The 19,418-nt window shown below is 59.0% G+C and carries 25 protein-coding genes and 2 pseudogenes; 1 reads left to right on the plus strand and 26 read right to left on the minus strand.

What is annotated here, in order from left to right:
• The 10 genes and pseudogenes from B2P82_RS14195 to B2P82_RS14235 all read right to left on the minus strand — a co-directional run.
• Positions 1-2,139: hypothetical protein (locus B2P82_RS14195; RefSeq protein ID WP_290497610.1), on the minus strand; the 2,139-nt coding region annotated here is incomplete at its 3' end.
• 3 nt (positions 2,140-2,142) lie between these two features.
• Positions 2,143-2,538, minus strand: a complete 396-nt coding sequence (locus B2P82_RS14200) for a DUF6950 family protein (RefSeq protein ID WP_290497612.1) — start codon at positions 2,536-2,538, stop codon at positions 2,143-2,145.
• A complete protein-coding gene (locus tag B2P82_RS14205; protein ID WP_290497614.1) occupies positions 2,535-3,113 on the minus strand; it encodes a hypothetical protein in 579 nt (192 codons plus the stop codon). The genes B2P82_RS14200 and B2P82_RS14205 overlap by 4 nt, the downstream gene beginning before the upstream one ends.
• Positions 3,114-3,115: 2 nt before the next feature.
• Positions 3,116-3,850 (minus strand): hypothetical protein, encoded by a 735-nt coding sequence (locus B2P82_RS14210; protein WP_290497616.1) that lies wholly within the window; start codon positions 3,848-3,850, stop codon positions 3,116-3,118.
• Positions 3,850-5,604 carry a phage tail length tape measure family protein gene (locus B2P82_RS14215; protein WP_290497618.1) on the minus strand — a complete coding sequence of 585 codons (1,755 nt, stop codon included), beginning with the start codon at positions 5,602-5,604 and terminating at the stop codon, positions 3,850-3,852. The genes B2P82_RS14210 and B2P82_RS14215 overlap by 1 nt, the downstream gene beginning before the upstream one ends.
• Positions 5,597-5,734, minus strand: coding sequence for a hypothetical protein (locus tag B2P82_RS14220; RefSeq protein ID WP_290497619.1), 138 nt, complete (start codon positions 5,732-5,734; stop codon positions 5,597-5,599). The genes B2P82_RS14215 and B2P82_RS14220 overlap by 8 nt, the downstream gene beginning before the upstream one ends.
• 9 nt (positions 5,735-5,743) lie before the next feature.
• Positions 5,744-5,923, minus strand: a pseudogene (locus B2P82_RS17100) (phage tail assembly chaperone); the annotation flags it as partial.
• Positions 5,920-6,333, minus strand: coding sequence for a hypothetical protein (locus tag B2P82_RS14225; protein ID WP_290497620.1), 414 nt, complete (start codon positions 6,331-6,333; stop codon positions 5,920-5,922). The gene B2P82_RS14225 and the pseudogene B2P82_RS17100, both read right to left, overlap by 4 nt.
• A gap of 10 nt (positions 6,334-6,343) precedes the next feature.
• The gene (locus B2P82_RS14230; protein ID WP_290497622.1) at positions 6,344-6,832 is read right to left on the minus strand and encodes a hypothetical protein; all 489 of its coding nucleotides are present in this window, start codon (positions 6,830-6,832) and stop codon (positions 6,344-6,346) included.
• A 49-nt stretch (positions 6,833-6,881) separates the two neighbouring features.
• A complete protein-coding gene (locus tag B2P82_RS14235; protein ID WP_290497624.1) occupies positions 6,882-7,301 on the minus strand; it encodes a DUF4128 domain-containing protein in 420 nt (139 codons plus the stop codon).
• Positions 7,302-7,321: 20 nt separating this feature from the next.
• Between B2P82_RS14235 and B2P82_RS14240 the strand changes: the two genes are divergently transcribed.
• The gene (locus B2P82_RS14240) at positions 7,322-7,507 is read left to right on the plus strand and encodes a hypothetical protein (RefSeq protein ID WP_290497626.1); all 186 of its coding nucleotides are present in this window, start codon (positions 7,322-7,324) and stop codon (positions 7,505-7,507) included.
• Here B2P82_RS14240 and B2P82_RS14245 read toward each other — a convergent pair.
• The 16 genes and pseudogenes from B2P82_RS14245 to B2P82_RS14325 form a co-directional block, all read right to left on the minus strand.
• Positions 7,473-7,907, minus strand: a complete 435-nt coding sequence (locus tag B2P82_RS14245) for a hypothetical protein (RefSeq protein WP_290497628.1) — start codon at positions 7,905-7,907, stop codon at positions 7,473-7,475. The two genes, B2P82_RS14240 and B2P82_RS14245, sit on opposite strands and share 35 nt — an antisense overlap.
• 3 nt (positions 7,908-7,910) lie before the next feature.
• Positions 7,911-8,909: a phage minor head protein gene (locus tag B2P82_RS14250; RefSeq protein ID WP_290497630.1), complete on the minus strand. Its 999-nt coding sequence runs from the start codon at positions 8,907-8,909 to the stop codon at positions 7,911-7,913.
• A complete protein-coding gene (locus B2P82_RS14255) occupies positions 8,906-9,268 on the minus strand; it encodes a hypothetical protein (RefSeq protein WP_290497632.1) in 363 nt (120 codons plus the stop codon). Before B2P82_RS14255 ends, B2P82_RS14250 begins: the two co-directional genes overlap by 4 nt.
• A complete protein-coding gene (locus tag B2P82_RS14260; RefSeq protein ID WP_290497634.1) occupies positions 9,265-9,804 on the minus strand; it encodes a DnaT-like ssDNA-binding protein in 540 nt (179 codons plus the stop codon). The genes B2P82_RS14255 and B2P82_RS14260 overlap by 4 nt, the downstream gene beginning before the upstream one ends.
• A 2-nt stretch (positions 9,805-9,806) precedes the next feature.
• Positions 9,807-10,313 (minus strand): hypothetical protein, encoded by a 507-nt coding sequence (locus B2P82_RS14265; RefSeq protein ID WP_290497636.1) that lies wholly within the window; start codon positions 10,311-10,313, stop codon positions 9,807-9,809.
• 53 nt (positions 10,314-10,366) lie between these two features.
• Positions 10,367-11,356: a major capsid protein gene (locus tag B2P82_RS14270; RefSeq protein ID WP_290497638.1), complete on the minus strand. Its 990-nt coding sequence runs from the start codon at positions 11,354-11,356 to the stop codon at positions 10,367-10,369.
• Between the two features lie 96 nt (positions 11,357-11,452).
• A complete protein-coding gene (locus tag B2P82_RS14275) occupies positions 11,453-12,250 on the minus strand; it encodes a hypothetical protein (RefSeq protein WP_290497640.1) in 798 nt (265 codons plus the stop codon).
• A 99-nt stretch (positions 12,251-12,349) separates the two neighbouring features.
• Positions 12,350-12,898: a hypothetical protein gene (locus B2P82_RS14280; RefSeq protein ID WP_290497641.1), complete on the minus strand. Its 549-nt coding sequence runs from the start codon at positions 12,896-12,898 to the stop codon at positions 12,350-12,352.
• Entirely contained in the window at positions 12,877-13,815 is a 939-nt protein-coding gene (locus B2P82_RS14285) for a methyltransferase (RefSeq protein WP_290497642.1), read from the minus strand. The genes B2P82_RS14280 and B2P82_RS14285 overlap by 22 nt, the downstream gene beginning before the upstream one ends.
• Positions 13,812-14,336: a class I SAM-dependent methyltransferase gene (locus B2P82_RS14290; RefSeq protein ID WP_290497643.1), complete on the minus strand. Its 525-nt coding sequence runs from the start codon at positions 14,334-14,336 to the stop codon at positions 13,812-13,814. The genes B2P82_RS14285 and B2P82_RS14290 overlap by 4 nt, the downstream gene beginning before the upstream one ends.
• Positions 14,333-15,076 carry a hypothetical protein gene (locus B2P82_RS14295; RefSeq protein ID WP_290497645.1) on the minus strand — a complete coding sequence of 248 codons (744 nt, stop codon included), beginning with the start codon at positions 15,074-15,076 and terminating at the stop codon, positions 14,333-14,335. Before B2P82_RS14295 ends, B2P82_RS14290 begins: the two co-directional genes overlap by 4 nt.
• On the minus strand, positions 15,064-15,570 hold the full coding sequence (locus B2P82_RS14300) for a hypothetical protein (RefSeq protein WP_290497646.1): 507 nt from the start codon (positions 15,568-15,570) through the stop codon (positions 15,064-15,066). Before B2P82_RS14300 ends, B2P82_RS14295 begins: the two co-directional genes overlap by 13 nt.
• A 197-nt stretch (positions 15,571-15,767) precedes the next feature.
• Positions 15,768-17,318: a DUF4055 domain-containing protein gene (locus B2P82_RS14305; protein ID WP_290497647.1), complete on the minus strand. Its 1,551-nt coding sequence runs from the start codon at positions 17,316-17,318 to the stop codon at positions 15,768-15,770.
• Positions 17,315-18,752: pseudogene (locus B2P82_RS14315) on the minus strand (PBSX family phage terminase large subunit). The gene B2P82_RS14305 and the pseudogene B2P82_RS14315 overlap by 4 nt, the downstream one beginning before the upstream one ends.
• On the minus strand, positions 18,712-19,107 hold the full coding sequence (locus B2P82_RS14320) for a hypothetical protein (RefSeq protein WP_290497652.1): 396 nt from the start codon (positions 19,105-19,107) through the stop codon (positions 18,712-18,714). Before B2P82_RS14320 ends, B2P82_RS14315 begins: the two are co-directional and overlap by 41 nt.
• Positions 19,104-19,286 carry a hypothetical protein gene (locus tag B2P82_RS14325; protein WP_290497653.1) on the minus strand — a complete coding sequence of 61 codons (183 nt, stop codon included), beginning with the start codon at positions 19,284-19,286 and terminating at the stop codon, positions 19,104-19,106. The genes B2P82_RS14320 and B2P82_RS14325 overlap by 4 nt, the downstream gene beginning before the upstream one ends.
• Between the last annotated feature and the right edge of the window lie 132 nt (positions 19,287-19,418).

Genomic DNA, 19,418 nt, shown 5'->3' on the forward strand with positions numbered 1-19,418 from the left:
GAAATTGTAGATCTGGCCGGGACGAACCTTGATGTCCGACCCCTGCTGGGTCCATCCACCGGAACCCGTGTTCGAGCGTTCGACCTGCACGTATGCGGCCCGCAATTCCGGAACCTCGATATCGAACGAAAAGCTCGGGGTTTCCGCGACATAAACGATGTTGGAAGTCGTTGCCGGGCCGCAGGCCGTGTTATCGACACCAAGGCCGGGAGTGTCGTCTATCTCCAAGGCCGCGCCGTAATCCGATGCCTCGCCGCTACCGCTGTTGTACGCCATGTAGCGAAAATCGAGCGGATCGCCCGCAAGGTCTTCCGCAAGCCACCCTATGGTCGAGCCCGGATAGCAGTTCATCACCTGCCATTTTTCAGGCTTATTGGGATAAGCCGTGTACTCGCGCATGATCGGCGCATAGCGATCCGCGCCGCTTACCGTCGAAAAACCAACGCGGACCTCTTTCGAGGCATCGGGGTATGTGATCTGCAAAGCTTCTGTCGGCGCGCCCGGTGTTGCGATCTCCGAGTTGATCGGGATCGGCGGAACCTCCGGCGACGGATCGGCATAGTCCCCCGCCGTCATTGCGCTCAGTGTCGGGATGACCTTGAACGGGATCGTAACCTTGCCCGCTTCGCTATTCGCCACCGGCGCACCGATCTCACACCGCTGCGCAATGCCGCCTATCGTGATGTCTGCATAAAGCAGGCCCCACGCCGCCCAGCCGGACATATTGGTGACGATCTCGCCAACGTCTGCACGCTCCATCGCGAACTTACGCCGGCCAATCCTTTGAGCCTGATAGGCCGAAGGGCATAGACCCAATTCAAGGTCCAATGCCTTCTCGCCATATGCGTCTATCTCGTCTTCATTTCGCGACCAGTCGGCGCCGGAATAAGACCCACCCGAGATTTCATGCAGCGGGATTTCCGCGATCTTGTAGCGCCGCTCCGACGAGTAATATTTGAGATTGACGATGTTCGGACGCTCGACCGCATCGGGGCCGGGCTTCCACGAAACCGAGTAGATATCGGCGTCGGTGAATGCGATTTCCGCTGCCGGCGCATCATCAATAAGCTGGAACCAATATTTATCGTCGGCCGACTTCCTGCGCTGCGCTCCGATGCTGTCGAGCAGGTCAATCAGGATATCGCCACGCGCGCCCTCAGCGGCCCATACACCACCGGCTCTACTGCGCTGTTCCGTCCCTCCCGGAACCGTGACAGCGACTTCGGCGCGGGTTGCCTCCGATGCAATCAGTGTCCAGTCGTAATCGGCCTGCGCTCGACCATAGAGACGCGCATCCACCGCCACGGCATTCAGGATGCCATTCTGTGTCCATTCCCATGTGGATTTGTCAATAAACCGCTGTGAGCCGGACCCGCCATTGGTGCTGTCCTTTCGCGGGTCGTAGACAGGCGGCATTCGCATGAGCTTGATAAGTTCAAGCTCGGGCCCGTTGGAAAACAGCTTCTGGTATTCCTCCGGGTCATCGGCGATGCCCGGCGAACTGATGATCATCAGCGTTTGCGCAATGCCGGGAACCGTGTGATTGGCGGTCCAGAGTGTAGGGAAGGCTGCGGTCAAATCCGACCATGCCGTATCGCTATCCGAGCCGTCTTTTTCTTTCAGGGTGACGCGAGTGTTAATCCCACCGGCACCTCCGTCCTCCCCAAATGTCGGCGGGTCGCCGAAGGGAGGCGTAAGGACTTTCCCGTCCGTATGAACCACGACCTCTTGGCCGTTGATGTAATAGCCTTCGACGTAATCGATCTCGCCGCGCACATGGCCGAAAAGGCGATAAATGAACTTGCCGTTAGAATTGCCGTAAAAAAGCACAGTCGGCGCTTCGGCCCGGCCAATGCCGTTGTACTCACTGACTTCTTCGGCCCGAATGGTGGATTTCTGATCGCCGGGACGCGGCAGTTTACGCCGGCCAAGAGCAGATGACAGAAGGCCCGCACCAATCGATGCGGCGGCAAGAACGGTAGACCCGATTGTCGCGGCCGAAACCGTTGGCAACAGCGCGCCAAGGCCGGTATTCAGGAATCCGGTGATGATGAGCGATCCGAGCGATATCGGATCGGCCCAGGCATGGACCGTCATGGCCAGCAGCGAAGCGCCAGCCAAAAGCAGTTTTTTGAGCATGGACTAAATTCGCCAGACAGCCGCGACACGCATGGCGGGGGCAACGGCTATGCCGGTTTCCGCCTTCACGTATCCGAATTGGTGATTTGCGAAGATGATGCCACGCTGGCAGTCCGACATATCCAGAATGCCGACATCGCCGCACGACACGTCTTCGATATCGATTTCGTAGGCCCGCGTTTCGGCCAGAGCGGCCCGCCACAGCGCGACAAGCCCGCCCGCCTTGGCAATGAGCCTCGCCGCCTCGCCGCGCGTCTCGTAGGCCGGCAGAGGGACTTTCTGCCCCGTTGCAACTTCGACCCAAAGCGCAGGCCATGCCGAACAGTCCGAGACGCCCCATACGCTTTCCTTGTCCTGCCATTCCTCGATGAAGGACATGAACAGGTCGCGGCGCTTCACTTGCGGATTTCCTTAATGTCCACGCCCATAAAGTCGAGGCCCTTCACGTCCGCACCGAAACGCTTGCGAATGCCGGCCGGCGACCATTTTTCGGCGGTAGAGAAGTTCTTGGCCTGGTCCTCGCCCTCGATGGTCAACTGGATGACGCGCGTGCCGATGCCCTCCCACAAAAGCGTCGGCGCTCTCATGAACCCGGCCATGACGCGCTTCCACAAAAGGATGGATTGCGTCTCGGTATCGAACAGTGCGAAATAGACGTTCGCAGCCCTGCCCTCCAATGAACGGGCCGTTGATTTGATTTCGGCCATGAACTCGGCATTCGCACCTGAAATCGCGATCTCGACTGCGACCGCTGTGCCAAGGCGCTGATCCTGGATTTGCCCGACCTGCACCATTTGACGGCCATCCGGCGATGATACGCCCTTCCAATCTTCCCCTTGCACCGTGACGGTCCCCACACCGCCGTGGAAGCGCAATGTTCCAAGCGTCGGATGGTCCAGATCGACATGGATGGATTGACCGATATGGGGCTTGCTGAGCTGCGCACGGTCGGCGGACGAAAACAGGTTGGCCATCGTCAGTCCGTAAAATCCGTGCGAACGTCGTAGTCGAAGACCTCGACAACCGTTATCGCTATGCCCTCAAGAAACACGCCGTTGCGCGTCATTGTAACGGCTTCCTCGCTCTCCAAACGGACAGCAAGAACCGGGTCCAGCGTGCAATAATCCGAAGTGGTGATCGCCTTCCTTAGCGGCGGCCAGATGCGATAGACGCCGCTTCCTTGTTCCTCCGTGATCATGTACATTCCGAAGTGGAACGGGAGGAAACCGACGAACGTGCCCCAGCCTGCGGAATAGCCCCAGAACTCATCCGGTAGGCTGAATGTGCTATCGTCCTTCGCGGCTGCGGAAGCGGGGTGAAGGATAGGCAGAGACTGTTGCCAGTTGACGCCATTCGACCAACTTTGACCGTTGCTCCACGTCAGACCGCCGTAAATATCGCCATAGGTGAGATTGGCACCGGCCTCGGCAAAGGTCATCTTGGCCGGGTCCAGAAAGGGCAAGCGTGTCGCGTTCGCGCCGCCATGCATGGCCGTGGTCCAGCCGCGAAAGGCGCGTTCCATACCACCATCAAGCGGACCATAGAGAAGTCGGAATCGCCACGCACCGAACGGAGAAGACAGGCTTTGGATGCCGCCGCCAATCGTCATTTCCTGCGCCGGCTTCCCGCTTACCGTGCGCGGCCCGGAAAGAGGCTCCCACCCGACCAGATAATCATCCAAACCGGGGGGTATCGGCAGAAGTCTTGCCATTAACGCGCCCCCGTATTGCGCAACCGCTGATCGCGGATCGCTTTCATGATTTCGGTCTTGGTCTGCTTGCGATGCTTGTCCAGCATCTGGCGGACTTCCGGCAGCGTGTCGCGATCCATGTTGCCTTGCACGACAATGTTGGTGTCGCCGATTGTCACGCTATTGGTGTTGGCCGGGGCCTGAATGCGCTGGAATGCCGAGACAAGCCCGCCCTCGGAATAGCCCTTGGCACCGCGATGAACGCGGTCCAGATTGCCGACACCGATGCGAGCCGTCGCGGCTTTCGAAAACACATACTCGCCACGATGGACCACCCCGGCAGGCTCGTATTTCCCGCCATGGCCGGTATAACCACCGCCTGCGAACCCTAGAAGCCCACCAAGGAGCCCTTGCAGAAACCCGCCGCCGAACAGGCCTGCCCCGCCGCGCGCGATGTTCATCTCATTGAAGTACTTGAGCAGGGTTTGCCCGACCTGTAGCAGTGCGTCTTTCCATGTCAGGGTTTTGTTGATCAGCCCTTCCATGATGCTGGCGAAGCCGCGCCCAAGCGTTTCGCGCGCCTCAGTCAGTTTCTTGATGGTGTCATCAGTGGATTTGCGCAGCCCCTTCCACGGGTCCTTCGCTTTTTTCGCCGCGCCCTTAGCCGCTTCTCCGGTTTCATCCAGCGCGTTTTTGACCGCGCGGACCTTCACCGCATCGAAGAACTGCCCGAGCGGGTCACTACCCATGATGCCGGCAATTCGCGAGTTCCTTTGAGCAAGCGAATCCGAAACACGGTCTGCCGCGCCATTGTTGTAGCGGCCTATGGTAATCTCACCGATGGACCCAAGTCGCAGGTCTTCGGGCAAGCCGGGGATGTTCGACAACAGGCTATTCACCTGTTCGGAAAGCCGGTTAAGAATACGTATCGCGCCGTTGACCATAAATTCTGTCGCGGCGATTGCGGCATTCGCCGCGCCCATCAGGGCAGCCTTGATGATGTCCGGGAACGTCTTCCACAGCGTCACCACGTCCACGAATGCGGCGTGGAAGCTATTAATAATGGCGTTGCCGACAACCTTTGTGCCGTCGATCACAAGGCTCCATGCTGCGGCGAACCACGGCGCGATAGCGTCAATTGCTGGTCGCAGGATATTGAAAATACCATCCCGAAGGACCTGGAAAACGGCAAGCGCCGTATGGCCAAAACCAACCGTGACACTGGACGATTGATTAATCTCGTATGTCATACCAGCAACGGCTATGGACGCCGCTGCAATTGCGCCGGTCAAGAGCGGGAAGCGGCCAAGAGCGCGCCCCACCATCGCGCCGGTTTCCTTGAGCGCTCTATTGACGCCACCCTCGCCAGCATAGACCTGCTGGATTTGCGAGCCCTGCTGGACAAGAACCATCAGCGGGTTCATGCCGGACGCCAGCGAAACGCCGATATCGTTCAACTGGAACATCAGCATTTTTTGCTGGAACGCGGCGCGGTTCGCCGCAGCGGCCTGTGCCTGCAATGCACCGGCATTTGCCTTGACCGCAACCGTGTTTGCATTCACCTTCGCGGTGTTGACCGAAACAGCACCAGTGTTGCCGGACGTAGCGCCCGTCGCGGCACGTGCGGATCGGGCCGCGCCGGTCGTAGCATTAGAGAAACCATTGGCGGACTTCTGAGCCCGATCAGCCGCACCCGAGAACCGGTCAAGCTCTCGGGTGCCTTCCGTTACAGGGCGGCTTTCAACGGCAAGGCCAAGACGAGCAATATCAACCATTCTTGCCGTCCTTCATCTTGCGAGACATGCCGCGTAGCATTCCGATTACATCCCTACCGGATGCCTTTTGCGGCTTGTCCTGCTCTTGAGCATTGGCCGCGTTGTGGAGCCCGTACAGAAGCCGAAGCATCTGCATTTCCCACGAGCCGATTTCGGCCCCGGTCAATTGGCAATAGGCGAGGATTTCCTGATAGAACCCGGCACCCATGCCGAGCGAAGCGGAGATATCGACGTACCATTCCCAAATGTGGGCCGCTTCATCCGGCAGGGGCGGTCTTTGGCGTGACTTCTTGAACGTAGCCTCGGCAAAAGCGGTCAGCTCTTGCGCGAGGCTTTCATAAAAGCCAACTGGTCATCAGCCGCCTTGTCGATCTGCTCGGCGATGAACCACAGGTCTGGGTTTTCGACCACCATGCGCACGTTTTCAGGCGTGCATTCGAGCGGCTTTCCGTCCTTCTCGAATCCCTCCCATGACAGCACCGCCGCAACGATGATATCCGTGGTCTTTTCCTCGATTTCCTCGACCGTGGCGGTTTTCTTGGGGTTGCGCTTCTGATCGCGCAAGGCCGCGTTGGCCATACGACGCTGGGCCGCCTTCACGCGCTCGGACTGGTACGACGCGACCCGAACGCTAAGGCCCGTAGGCTTGCCTGTGACGGGGTGGAGGATTTCCACCTCCATCCCGTCATCGAAGGATTTGGCAAGCCCCGAAAAGCTGGAAATATCCATGCTGATATCCTTACGGCGAGGTCACGAATTCGGACGGGATTTCGAGAATGTCGGAGTTGATGCCGATCATGTAGGTATTGCGAACCACGTTCGACGCATTACCGACATTGTGACGCTTGGACATCACCTTGGCGCGGAAATAGAACACCGAGTCGGTGTAATTCGCGTTCTGCGCATCGGCCGCCACGACCTTGACGTTGTACGTGAACTTGGTGGCGTGGGCCGCATCAAGGGCCTGCTGGCCGGCGTCGAGGGGATCGCGACCGACCACCAGCGAAATGACATTACCGTCCTTCGCGCCCTTCAAGTGCGTCACTCGACCGGATTTCAGTGGCGTAAACGTCACGTCTTCAAACTGGTCGCCGAACTCGCCCATGTCCTCGACCGGATCGACTTCGGTATAGCTGTCGGCTTCGAACTGAGACTGGTTGGCAGCGGCGGCAGTCGTGCCGATATAGAACCGCCATTCCAAGGCTGTCGTGATGTTGTCTTCGGACATCAGGGGTTTCCCTTTGACAAAGAAAAACCCCGCTCGGTGGCGGGGCTCGTTATGCGAATGCGAGGTATGGAATTGTCACCGGCACTCGCAATCGGTGACGTTCTTGAATAGGCGGGCCTATGGATGGTCTTTCGGGGATGCGGACGTAGAATCCGGTCGCGGAAAGCAGCGTGCCCTTGTCGAAATGATCGACTATTTGTCCCGCCACCTCTTGCGCCGGGATGATGCCGCTATCATCTAGGCTCCACACAACCGTGACCTGGAACAGGCCTTGGTATTGCGTAGAGTTCGCACCCTTCAGAAACAGACTGACATTCCGGTTCGGCAGGAACGCCGCTTCGAGGTACTCGCCGTCGGGCGGGGTGAACTCTCGACCCGGATAGGCAACCGAAAGCGCCGGCGATACCGGCAGCGTCCCGAGCCGTGTCATCAACGCGTCGGGGATTTGCGCTTCAATCGCTGTTGCCATGATGTTAGTGTCCGTCCTTCATGACAAAAGCGCCGCTCACAGATGATGAGGTCGTGGACATCCTGCACAGGATGGCGTTTGACCTGTTCAATGAGACGGGCGAAACCACGGCCGGCGACACGGCCTTAAAAGCATCAAGGGGCGCGCTGATCATCTACATGATCGCGCTTATCAGCGCGAACGAGCCTCCAAAGCCACCTGATTGACGATCTGAGGCCACTTCTGCGCCGCTAGCCTCACGAATGCCCGTGGCGCCCGTCCTTGTGCCCCATATTCGACATGATGCGCGTAGTTGGCCGAATAGACGGCGTAGATCGTATCGCCAAGATCAGCACCGGCAATCGTCAAGGCCACCTGTGTCGCCTCGTACCTGTACGCCCCGCCCTCGTCGGGACGAAACGTGAAGGACATGCTTGGCTCGTTGACGCTTGCCCTCAAGGACGCCCGCAAAAACCCCGTATCGACCGGCATATTGCCGCCAGCCCCAACCGGCTCCTGCATGTCGCTAATGACGCGTTGCGCACTCTCCTTGAAGACCGCTTCCATCCGCTCTTTCGTCTCGCGCACCCATTGATCGACCGTGGCGCTGAAATTCTGTTGCGCCATCGATCACCTCACATTGGCAAGGAAGTCTACTCTGATATCCAGCCAACACCGGCAATTGGCCGTCTCACTGACCGGCGCGCCCGGTTCGCCGGGATACAGCAGACCGTTGTCGAAACGCTGCTCCAGACCGACCGTATCGCCGTTCAAACGACGGTGCGAATGCCGCACGCGAAGATCGCCGGCCGTCTTCCATGTCCTGCGAACGTCTTGCGCCCTGATCTGCCCCGATGCCACGGCCTGCCGGAACGCTTCCATCTGGCCTTGATGCAGGGAAGCCAATGCCTCGGTGCGGCCTATCGTGTCGCCGCGCAGCTTTAGAAGCCCGTCCTTGTAGCGGCCTACGATCTTGTCTATCGTGCCCCTGTCGAGCGGCTTACCTTCGCGCATGGCCTTCGCGATGGTGCGGTCAAAGCGCTTGTCACGACGCGCGCGCGTCAGATAGTTGGACATTTTCGCCGGGTCCGACAATTCGTCCCGAGCGTTTTGAACAAACCGTTCCTGTTGCCTGGTCAGTCCGACAATGCCGCCCTCCCTGCGACCCGTCTTGCGGTTTACGCGACCGACGATATCGAGCGCCACGCGGCGCGGGTTGTCGCCTTTTTCCATACCGGCCCGTAGAGCCTCGCGGACGGCCTCACGCTGGTCCGCAATGATCCGGGACACCAGCGTGGACGAATGCTCACTGAGCCACCTTTCTGCGCCAAGATTGCGGGCATTGAAGCGAATGACCAGACGTTGACCATTTGCGCCGCGCGTAATTCCTTCCGCTGTGTTCGATCCGCTGGCGATCAGGGACCGGCGAATGCTTTCCTCGAACTCGCGAAACGCGGCAGGGTCAAGATGGATGGCATTAAGCGCTGCCTCGATATCGCCCCGTTCCAGAAGGCGCACAATGCGGCCGATCTCGGCCTTGTCGCGGATTTCGTCTATCGCTGCCAGAAACGCATCCCGGATGATGGGCTCCCAATCATCCAGAAGTGTCTCAATGGTTTTGCGTGTCACTGACGAACCTGGACTTGCCACATCACGACCGTTCCGGCCGGATCAAGGGGATTGAGATTAACGATTTCGAACCGCGATCCTTGAATGACGATCCTGTCCGCAGAGGTCGGTGTGATGGAAAGGCCCGCCGTGGAAATCAGCACCTTGCGATCGCCGGTCTGGATCAATGTCCCGTCGCGCTCGCGATCCGAGTAATCCAGCGCGACGAGGGTGGCGGGATAGGACGTGGTAGTGGACGGCCCGGGATTGTGCGCAGGACCGCCGCCCGGCGTGACGCGCTCAATAGCCCCGACCTGGCCGAACCGCGCCAGAAGGCGCTCTGCCGTTGCGCGTGAATTGGCATAATCGAAACCAGTCACCAGCGGACGGCCTCGCCAACCAGTGAATTACTGGAGCCGGCTTTCAACAGTCCACCGATCATGTCACGCACGATCAGCAGAATGGGCCGGGACGCATCGGCATCGGTGAAGGCGTTGGAATATTCGACCTCAAGCACGTCCACCTTCTCACGCTTGACCTGCGCGGAAAGGGTAACGTCAGGGTTCATCGCGCCGGGCGAAACCAACTCACGCAACGCAATCTCGCATGTCGCATCGGCGATCTCGCGAGGAACCGACGTAGACGGGACAGCGTAATCCTCGGCATCGGTCACGCCGGTACGCGGCCACGCAAGGGCCTGAGAGCGGCCGTTGACGGGATAACCCTGCCATGCATACGAATTGGACAGGAAATATGAGGCGCGCCTTAGCGCCTGCTCTTTGTCCTCCCCAACAGGCGAAGAAGACGACGCCCACGCCGTATTGCCACGCGCGTCGTGATAGGCGTCGGCAGTGGCTACGGACACGAACGAATCCGCGTCCGCGAGCCCGGTGCCATCCTCGACAGTCAAGGCCATGATTATTCCCCAGCCGCTTTGAACTGCTCGATCAGGGTTTCGCGCCTGGCCTTCCAATGAGGCCGCTTGCCGGTCTTTTCTTCGATGGCAGCACGTAGTTCGTCATCGGATGGATACTCGTCGCCACGGCGTTCCAATTCCGCCTCGATGGTGGCAACGGCCTGTTCGCGATTGATCGCGGGAACCGGGCTTACTTCCCCCGCCATCTTGCGGATTTCGTTCCAATCCCGCTCGCGATAATCGGCGGGGATATCCACCTTGGCCGGCTCACGCGGAAGCGACTTTGCCGGCGCCATAAGGTTGCCTTTGGCCCGCTCCTGCTTGACAATCTCGACCTCGATCCCGGCTGCGCGATAGGCCGCTACGACTTCCGGCCAATTACCGACCACGATGCACTTCGTAATTCCGGAACACGGCTTGCCGCCGAAAAAGCGCGGGTTGCCGTATCGACGCCCCTTTTCAAGACCCGTCTTCTGACTGGTATAGATGATCTCGTCGCGAGGCTTCATGTTCTTCTCCGAAAAGAGGAAGGGCGGCCCGAAGACCGCCCCACCATTCGTCATTAATCGACGGTCGCATCACCGACAGTGATGACGCCAGCGGTGTGCTTGATGCTGGTCGCCACCTTGTCCCAATACGCCGCCGTGGCAAGGTCGGCGTCGTCCGGCGACTTGCCGCCGTTCTGGTCGTCCCAGGTATAGCCCTTGAGCGAAAGCCCGAAGGTGTAATCGACCTGGAGCGTGGTTTCGATGCGGTCCTTGCCGTTGGAAGTCTCGATATTGGAGATGACATCCCCGCCATCGAAGACCGTCGCCGCAGCGTCGGCCAGCGACAGTACCTTTTCAAGGTCGTTGCCGGGCGATACGGTTTCGTACAGCGCCGGGGCATCGGTGACCACGACGAGGCGGCCAAGAATGTCCACGATCTGCACGTTACGCGCCTGGAACAGGCGGTTGGCGTTGGTCAGGTTCTGGCCAAGCAGTTTGTGGAACACCGAACCGGTCATGACCTGAGTAATCAGCGAATTAGAGTGATCGCCGAATTTGGCATGGGCCTTGTTGATGTTGCCGTAGCTGATGCCACCGGCCGGGGATACGGCAGTCGAGGCGTCATAGGTCGCGTCGGCCTGGTTCTCGATGGCCGTAACCAGCGCAAGGATCGCGGTATCGAGCTGGTCCTTCATCAGCGCTTCCGCCAGGTTGCGCGATGCAACCTCGATGCCCTCAGTCGTGGGCTTATCGAGCCACGTCATCTGAGACGGCTCATAGCGGACCGGGCCAAAGCCGCCAGCGATCTTCACCGCCGAATGCTTGAGCTGGGTCAGGTCCGTTGCGGCCTGGGTTTCGTTGGTCGCATAACGATCAACACGGCGCTGAGCCGAATGGATCGCGGCGAAGAACGATTCCTGGAAGAAGTCGCCTTCGAAGCCGGCCGTGGTGAGGCGGATAGCGCCACCGGAAGCCGCGTTGAACTTGTCAACCATCTGTGCCAGCGTTTCGATAGCCGCCGGCATCACATATTTGTTGAACACCTGCATCTGAGAGAGAGACATTGGTTTTCCTTTGCGTTGTCTCGGGGTTTTTCGTCAGTGGGCTTCCCGCCCGGTTGGCCGTCTCTCATCCCGAGACAACGGCGCATTTGTTTTCGCCTATCCGGCCTTGGCCAGATCGGGGAACATGCTGCTAATGGCGGCTACTCGGTCTTCCTTGGAGCCGGTGAAACTGCCCTTCTTGGCAGAGGTTCCTTTGCCGCCGCCGCCCGGCGTCATGCCGCTACCGGACTGCCCGGAAGCATCGAACGCGCGGCCAAATTCTTCGGACGCTTTCATTTCGGCGATCAAATCCTTGATGGCCATCGGCGTGCCCTTGGCGTCCGCAATGCGGGCATTGCCTTCCTGATCCACAACTTCCACGGTGAATTTGCCGTCCATCTCCTTGACGCGCGTATGGGCGCGGACATGGGGCAGGAGAAGCTTCACTGATCCTTTGGCCTCTGCCAATGCAGTCGTCGCGACCTGATCGACCAGAAGGCTTTCGACGGTCCGCGAAAGATGGCCGATACGTTCTTCCTTGGCGGTCAATTCGCCCTTATGCTTTTCGAGAAGCTGGGCTTTCGCCGCCTCGACCTTGCTATTGGCGATCTTGTCGGCTTCCTTGCTGGGATCGAGCGCTTTCAACTCTTCCAGTTCGGCGAGGGCCTGCCGCGCCTTGTCCGGGTCCAGGTCCTTGAACTTCACCACATCGCGCTCAAGACGCTCACGTGTGCTGCGCTCTTTGCCTAGGGCGGATTTCAGCCCCTCGACATTCTCAAGCGCATATCCGCCCGCCCCTTCGACGGCCAGAACAAACTTGCCTTCCAGCCCTTCATCTGCCGTCCCTTCGCGGTATACGTCGCGATGGGCCTCATTCACATCGTCAAGCTTTTCAACGATTGCCTTTAGTGCCATTTTGCATCCATCCCGGATTGTTGCGGGCCGTCCCGACCCAATAAGAAAGGCCCGGAAGGATCACCCTTGCCGAGCCCGTTTGATGCCGATTTCGATTGGCTACGAGTTGAGCCATTCCGGCGTCGGCGCGCCGAGTTCCTTGCGGGTCCATCCACTGACAGACCGCACCTTGTCTTTCATGAACGGCAGGGCCGCGCGAAACGGGCCTTGATACGTGCTCGCCGATGTCCATCGCGGCCGGCCGTCAATGCGACCGATTTCCGCCGACATGGGAATGCCGCACGCAACGATGCGCTCAAACCCCTCATCAATGGCGTATTTGATCGCCACGCCGCCCGACGCGCCGCTTCTGGTCTGTCCCGGCCATTTGTATTCGATTGCCCGGTCAATGCCCGGCATCATCTGGTTGGCAACGACCTCACACGGCTCGGGATACCCATGGTCACGGCGCTGCTTGCGATAGTCCATCATCCAGTCGGGATGCAGCGATACCCACCCGTATAGCTCGCCCGGCCACACAATGCCGGCCTGTTTTGCGGCAATTACGGCGTCATATTCGCCTACCGAAAGAGCCGCCTCGATATCAGCCCAAAGACATGCGGCCGATCCGAGCACAAGACATCGCCTCAATCGAGCATCGCCAGACATTTATCCAGCCCGCCTTGTTCCGGTTCCTTGCGCCACGCCTTGTTGCCGATATCGATCGCTACGGCACGATCACCGGACAGCACGAAATTCCACGGCCTCAAATCGTCATGCCACTGGCCGGCTTGGTCCAGCCGCTCGACCTCGCGACGAATGCGGGCCTTGATGTCTGCCGGCCATTTCGCACCGAGCAGATGAGCGTTCCATGCGTTCATGCCCGTGACGAACTCGCGTTCTTCACGACTCGCGAAGGATATCCGGGCCTCATCATCGTCTCTCGTGACGACAACCTCGCCCATCGCCGGCGCGCCGCGCTTGTCAGCGTCAAGGGTTTGCGCCCTCAATTGCTTCTGTGCGGACCCGGCAATGCGGTACATGATCCGCTCAGCCCCTTTCGTGGTGTGGGCCTTGGACCGATGGATTTCATCGCCTGCCGCACTGACACTGGATCGGATAGCGCCATGATCCCCGCGCTTGAGCGCGCCGGCATCGCCTTCCCCTGGCGTTTCCACGATGACCTTGTGTGCAAGGCCGGCGAACGCCTTAAATGCGCGCCGCCAATCGGGCATGTGGTGCAGGACGTTAAGCGCCAAAACCACGTCGAACGCCTCGCACCGCGCCAAGCGCTCAAGATCGCCGCCATCCATCCGCTTTGGAATGACGATGACGTTATTCAGCCCGTTTACCCTTGCGAGTTCCGGCAATTCCGTCCGATTATCCACTGCGATTACAGTGGCTTGCGGGAAATCCTCGGCAATCCGGAATGTGAAGTAACCCATATTGGCGCCGAAGTCGAAGACCGAAAACGGACGCTTGTATTCGCCTAGGACAGCCTTTATCGGCTCATACCGGGATGCACATTCGCGCTGGAACGCCTCACCGGTCGGGCATCCCTTTATCCACGTCTCCTGATACCTCAAGCGTCTCTCCGAAACACCGTGGTGCGCTCTTTGCGATTGATCGTGAAACCGTCTATCTCTGCATAACCGCTGATTTTCGCCGGCTCGCGAAGGTCCGCAATGATAATCCGTGGCTTCATCGCCCTGACGCGCTCCAGATAGACCGACAATGGATAGTGCCAGCCCCATGAAAGGGTGGACATCACCACGTCGGCACTGGACGGCCATTTGTCGTGCCGCGCGTCGATCACCGTCGCGTCGATCTCCGAAACGACTTCCCGCGTGATGGAAAGATCGTTGTGGGCGAAACCCTCAGCCGAATAGCCCTTGGCATGGCCGTTGCCGGTCAAATCAACCAGCGTAAACCGGGCCTCGACCAGTTCGGCTATTGCCAGATCGACATACCCGAAGCCGCACCCGATATCGAGGATATGATCGCCCGAACTCAGATGCTTTCGCACCCGCAGCGCGTAGGCCCGGATGTTATCCAGATCGAACGTGTTTCGCTGCTTTTCCAGCAACGGATGATCGAGTACCTTCACGACCAGTACGCTTCCTTGCGCGGCTTGACCAGATCGCGCTTGTGAGACCGGCCCGCCGCTTTCCGCTTGCCCTTCATGTGGTCCAGCCATTGGCCAAGAGGGCCGTTGACCAGCGGGTGGCTTGTATGCCTCGCATCGCCGGATAGCGACTTGGCGCCGATACCTGACTGTTTCACCACCTGCTCTATGACGTAACTGTCATGCCATTCCGGCAGGGCGAACAGTTCATCGTTGGCATACATCGCTTCAAGCCGGTCTATCATCTCCATATGACGAGGATGACGGCAGTTGAAGACCATGAAACCGCATTCGGGATACATGGCCTTGCGATCCAGCCATGAAATCCATTGGTCATCTGCCGGCGCGAGGCTTTCGAGGTCTGCCAGCGTCATTCTGGAGTGGGTGAACGTGTCACCATCGATCCAGATCAGATATCGCGTGCGCCCTCTTGCGGCGTGGCAGATCGCAGCGACCTTATGGGCGAACCTGACCGCATCCATCCGGTAATTGGTCGTCGGCCTGTCCTTGTGGCGCGCCTTGAAACCAGCCAGCCAAGGGGAGGCTTCGAGAAGATCATAGACCGCGAATCTTGTGTCGATATTGGTCCATCCCTCCGAATAGACCCGGAACCCTGCCCCATCCGGCCAATGGCGATGGACGCTTTCCATCATCCTTTCGCCGTATGCCTGTCTTCCCCTCGCATTGAAGGTCGTAACGGCGAGGAACTTCAACGCGCCCATGCTTCCAGTTCGGCGCGCCATTCGTCGGCGTATTCGCTGTTTTCATACCCAGGCATCGAAGGGACGCCATCGGTGAAGTGCACAATGTCCGGCTCAATCTCGGGGTCGGTGTGACCTACGAGATAGTTCCACGACGCATCCAGTTCGCCGATATGCTTGTCTTCCAGCCAGCAAAAGCGGTGAAGATCGCGGCCCGGAACCGTGTTGACCATCTCGACCGTCAAGGATCTATTGGCCGGATGATCGACGTTGAACGCCATGACGCTCGACCAGTTCTTTCTCGCATAGACGGTCTGCAATTGCCCGTCCATTTTCACGCCTTCCACAGGCTCGTGACGATGCTTTACCACCATGACGGCCTTGCTATCCCGGCACTGCTCAAACAGGCGTTCGACATTGGTCCGGGCCAGCATGTCGGCATCCATGAACAAGGCCCAGCCGGTCATTGCCAAATGCGGGACAAGGAAGCGCGAGCACGCAAATTCAGTGCTCATGGGTGCATCGGATATGTCATCCCACAGACGCCCGTCCCTGATGCTCGTAGGCCGTGAATAGAGGCCCTTCCTACGAAGATCGGACATGACAAGGCCACGGATCGGAATAGGCGTGTTCAACCGCTTCCTGACCGACTGACGAGCCACAGCGAAAGCGTCGGCTTCTCTCGGGTCAAATCCGATCCAGATTGACCGCCTCACGCCGCGATATCCTCTTCGTCATCCTCCACATCGTCAGGCGTCGAAGCGGCCTGAATATCCGCCTCGTCTTCGCCCTCCGGCATTTCGTCCTGAATGCGCTTTTGCTCTGTCTCGTAGTCATACTCCGCCGAGAGAATGCCACGGCGCTTGAACTCATTGCCAAGCGTTTCGGCCGAAATGTCACCGATGTCACGCAGCTTCAACAGCGCGTCGGTGTCCTTCTCGTCGGACAGGCCAATATCGAAATCCGGGTCCAGCTTAACGGAAGGACCATCCGAACGATTCATCCACATGGCCGTGATGTGAAAAGCGTTTTCCAGCGCGTCCTTGAGGTTGATCGCCCATGCCTGGATGACGCTATTGGCCTTGTCGCCGGCAAAGGCCGTGGTAACGACCGTGAGATTGCCGGTCTGCGCCGTAAGAGGCTGGCGGCCCAGCTCACGCAATTGCTGTTCCGTCGTGTCGATTTCCTCGGCGAGGAATTTCAGCGACGCGGCGGTGGGCTCGATGAATTTCCATTCGCCATGATCGCCCTCGCCGTTCGGCGGCGCGTAAAGGACCGATTTCGGCCCGATGGGAACAGCGACCGGCTTTCCATCGTCGCCCTTCTGAGGCGACACGCCGTTGCCTGCCAGCATCGGGAACGCGGTCAGTTCCTTGGCGTACTTGAGCGCGGTTTCCTGCTGGAAATGCTCGACCTGCAAATAGGCCACGTCCTGAAGCGGCGGAACGAAACGCCACGAGCCTTCCTTGCGCCGACCGGCGATGAACGGGACCATCGGAATGATGCCAATGGAAATCACGCCCTCGTCAACGATTTCCCAGGAACTCGACTTCGCGCCGGCCGATGTGGTCTTCTCCACATGCTCATAGACCGTGAACGTGGCAGGCGCGTAATCCACCACATTTCCGTCATCGTCCAGAACAGGCTCGCGGTTGTAGACCCGCACGCGGCTTACAACGACCTCGCCGAACCCATCCCGCGACGTGCCGCTTTCAGCGATGCGGATATGAACCAGTTCCTCCTTGGCGCCGATCCTTGCCGAATAGACCGCCAGAACTCGGGGCGCCGGGACATGCACCCAATAGGGACGCGCATTCAGCCTGCGCTCATCTGCCAGCGTCGTGCCGGGGCGGACCTTGACGTAATCCACCATGATCCAGTCGAGAGCGTTATTGATGCCGGCAAAGAACGTGTTCTGCGCAAAGACGTGCAGGTGATTGCCCGCCCCGTCCACGTCCTCTTGGAAATCCTCGAACTCCTTGCCACCATCTTCAACAACGGCCATTTCACGCTGGAACGGCTTTGCGGCCAGCGTTTCGGCTATGTCGCGATAGATGTTGGTGAACTTCGCGTTCGCAACGCGATAGGTGTAATCCGCCCGCGTCTCATTCGGGTATTTCGGCAGATACGGGTTATCCGGCCCGCTCTTTGCCTCGCGCATGGCCTTCGACCCGTCGAGGATATCGCCCACCATGGCCCAATAGCCTGACATGGCGTCGTAGTCGCTCGACGTGGTGTCAGGCGATGTTTTCGCTTGGCTCATTGAGACGATCCATATGTGCCGAAAAGAGGCGTGGCGTCGGACCGAGAGCGCGGCGCAAACGCCATGATGAAGGCGTCGGCCTTGTTTGGAGACGGGATGTCCCGCTTCTCCAAATCCTTCTTGCTCTCGACCTTGGCTTTGCCCCTATTGTCAAAATCGCGGCGCGGTGTAGCGAGTTCGTCTATCAAGGCGTCCAGATGTTCGCATTCCGACGAGATGGAAATCAGGTCGCCGTCATTCAGATCGCCGGCCCGCCCGTTGACCGCGTTGAACGTGTTGCGGAACCGCTTGCCTACTTCCCACCAGGCCTGCGCCTTGAGGTTGGCATAGAAATCGCCATTGAGCGGCGAGTTCGGGTCGTTGGCGTCAATCCTGTCCGCCTTATTCAATACCTCGCCACCCGCGTTGAAACGATGGTACTCGACCCGTGATTTCTTTTCCTCATTCAGNNGCCTTGAAGTGCGCGCCGGAAAAGGCCCCTACCCCGATGCTGTCGTAATCGATCTCTGCGCAGTGCTGGACGGCCATGGCATGGACACGAGATGCCGACTTGAGCAATTCGTCCTCGCGGCCTTTCCATTCATCGACGGCCAACGCCACGATGCCATGTGCGTAAACACTGGCGTTCTTGTCCTCGCCGCTGTCTGCCACGTCGAAGCCGATGCGCTTGCGACCCGATGGTACAATGCCAAGGCGCTTGTGCGCGTCGATAGCCGCCTTGATCCACGAGCGCTTGATGATAACCGCATCGTCATCTTCACGCGGCTCGCCAAGGTATATGTGGCGGTATTCTTCTTCGTCTTCGGCCTTCTTGCGTTCAATGACCTGGATAATGGTAGACGACAGGAACGGGTTTTCGTCGTAGTTGATCTTGCGGCGGATGACGCCCCCCGCCTCGCCGGTGATCTTGCCCGCTACCGTTCCAGAGCCACCCTCCGCGACAAACTTGCGATAGACGAAATCAGTGGCAAGACGCGGATTGAAGATAATCCAGAACTGCGACGCCTCATTGCGTAGCGTCGGTTCCAGAATCTCCCACTGTTCCTTGGTGAGGTTGTGGGCTTCCTCGATCCAGCATATATCGATGCCTTCCAGCGATTTGATCTCATCAATGTGCCGCCAAAGGCCGTAGAAGATGAACTCCGAGCCGGTCTTGTTGTGAACGATGGAATCCCGCAGGATTGTGAACTCGTCATGCAGTCCGAACCGCTCGATCTGTATCTTGAGCAGCGTGTAGACAGACTCGGCAATCTTGTTCTGGAACTGCCGGGCGCACAGAACACGAATGCGGCACGTTGACGCCAGATAAACCGCGAAGCCCGCCGCATCCCATGACTTCGAACTCGACCGCCCGCCGTACAGAAGCCGGATGCGAGCCGGCGTCAGCCAAAAATCACGTAGAACCGGGTTTAATGTCGGCGTAGAAGTCTGCAAGGGTCCGGTGCTCAATCGGACCTCCGTCCTTGCCTGTGTGCTCGTGAGACTGCTTGTCGCGCCAATCGTCGGACGCCATGTTCTTCAGGCCGAAGATAACCGCCGTAGCAGCACCAGGGGCTCCGCCTGTCTGCGCGATGACTCGAAGCTGCTTCTCCCACCATGCCGCGCATTTGGCCTTGCCGATCTTTAGGGCGTCCGAAAATTCCTCGTTGCCCTCAGCCCATTTATGGACAGTCGAACGCGCAACGCCGATCTCAGCGGCGAAAGACGATATCGATGCACCATCAGCAAGATGATCTATCAGCATCTTGGAATACGCGGGCTTGAACTTGGATGGGCGGCCTGCTTTCACTCAAACCTCACAAACCCCACCGGGTCTATTTCCTCGACTGCGAATAGCTCGTTGCCGGCGCCGTCATACAGACCGGTTGGCATAGGAGACGTGTCACGCTCGTACACAGTCCGCGCCAGATAGTCGGTCGCGTCGGCCTCGTAATAGGCCAGCCTTGGCCTTGGAACGTACCGCCGCATTACGCCAGCTCATCCACCGGCAACCAATGGTCATCCACGCGTGCAAACGCCCTGCCATCCGCATGGACAACAGTGGCGTCTACCGTGCCGGAAATGCCCGATGGGTGTCTTACGTTCATGCCGATCATTTGA

The sequence above is a fragment of the Hyphomonas sp. UBA4494 genome, assembly GCF_002388935.1.
Classification (GTDB): Bacteria; Pseudomonadota; Alphaproteobacteria; order Caulobacterales; family Hyphomonadaceae; genus Hyphomonas.

What these genes read in the sequence shown, in the direction of transcription:
- B2P82_RS14205 (WP_290497614.1), bottom strand. Translation starts at nt 3,113, where the DNA reads ATGGCCAACCTGTTTTCGTCCGCCGACCGTGCGCAGCTCAGCAAGCCC.
- B2P82_RS14210 (WP_290497616.1), bottom strand. Translation starts at nt 3,850, where the DNA reads ATGGCAAGACTTCTGCCGATACCCCCCGGTTTGGATGATTATCTGGTC.
- B2P82_RS14215 (WP_290497618.1), bottom strand. Translation starts at nt 5,604, where the DNA reads ATGGTTGATATTGCTCGTCTTGGCCTTGCCGTTGAAAGCCGCCCTGTA.
- B2P82_RS14220 (WP_290497619.1), bottom strand. Translation starts at nt 5,734, where the DNA reads ATGCTTCGGCTTCTGTACGGGCTCCACAACGCGGCCAATGCTCAAGAG.
- B2P82_RS14225 (WP_290497620.1), bottom strand. Translation starts at nt 6,333, where the DNA reads ATGGATATTTCCAGCTTTTCGGGGCTTGCCAAATCCTTCGATGACGGG.
- B2P82_RS14230 (WP_290497622.1), bottom strand. Translation starts at nt 6,832, where the DNA reads ATGTCCGAAGACAACATCACGACAGCCTTGGAATGGCGGTTCTATATC.
- B2P82_RS14235 (WP_290497624.1), bottom strand. Translation starts at nt 7,301, where the DNA reads ATGGCAACAGCGATTGAAGCGCAAATCCCCGACGCGTTGATGACACGG.
- B2P82_RS14240 (WP_290497626.1), top strand. Translation starts at nt 7,322, where the DNA reads ATGACAAAAGCGCCGCTCACAGATGATGAGGTCGTGGACATCCTGCAC.
- B2P82_RS14245 (WP_290497628.1), bottom strand. Translation starts at nt 7,907, where the DNA reads ATGGCGCAACAGAATTTCAGCGCCACGGTCGATCAATGGGTGCGCGAG.
- B2P82_RS14260 (WP_290497634.1), bottom strand. Translation starts at nt 9,804, where the DNA reads ATGGCCTTGACTGTCGAGGATGGCACCGGGCTCGCGGACGCGGATTCG.
- B2P82_RS14265 (WP_290497636.1), bottom strand. Translation starts at nt 10,313, where the DNA reads ATGAAGCCTCGCGACGAGATCATCTATACCAGTCAGAAGACGGGTCTT.
- B2P82_RS14270 (WP_290497638.1), bottom strand. Translation starts at nt 11,356, where the DNA reads ATGTCTCTCTCTCAGATGCAGGTGTTCAACAAATATGTGATGCCGGCG.
- B2P82_RS14275 (WP_290497640.1), bottom strand. Translation starts at nt 12,250, where the DNA reads ATGGCACTAAAGGCAATCGTTGAAAAGCTTGACGATGTGAATGAGGCC.
- B2P82_RS14280 (WP_290497641.1), bottom strand. Translation starts at nt 12,898, where the DNA reads ATGTCTGGCGATGCTCGATTGAGGCGATGTCTTGTGCTCGGATCGGCC.
- B2P82_RS14295 (WP_290497645.1), bottom strand. Translation starts at nt 15,076, where the DNA reads ATGGGCGCGTTGAAGTTCCTCGCCGTTACGACCTTCAATGCGAGGGGA.
- B2P82_RS14300 (WP_290497646.1), bottom strand. Translation starts at nt 15,570, where the DNA reads ATGAGCACTGAATTTGCGTGCTCGCGCTTCCTTGTCCCGCATTTGGCA.
- B2P82_RS14305 (WP_290497647.1), bottom strand. Translation starts at nt 17,318, where the DNA reads ATGAGCCAAGCGAAAACATCGCCTGACACCACGTCGAGCGACTACGAC.
- B2P82_RS14325 (WP_290497653.1), bottom strand. Translation starts at nt 19,286, where the DNA reads ATGCGGCGGTACGTTCCAAGGCCAAGGCTGGCCTATTACGAGGCCGAC.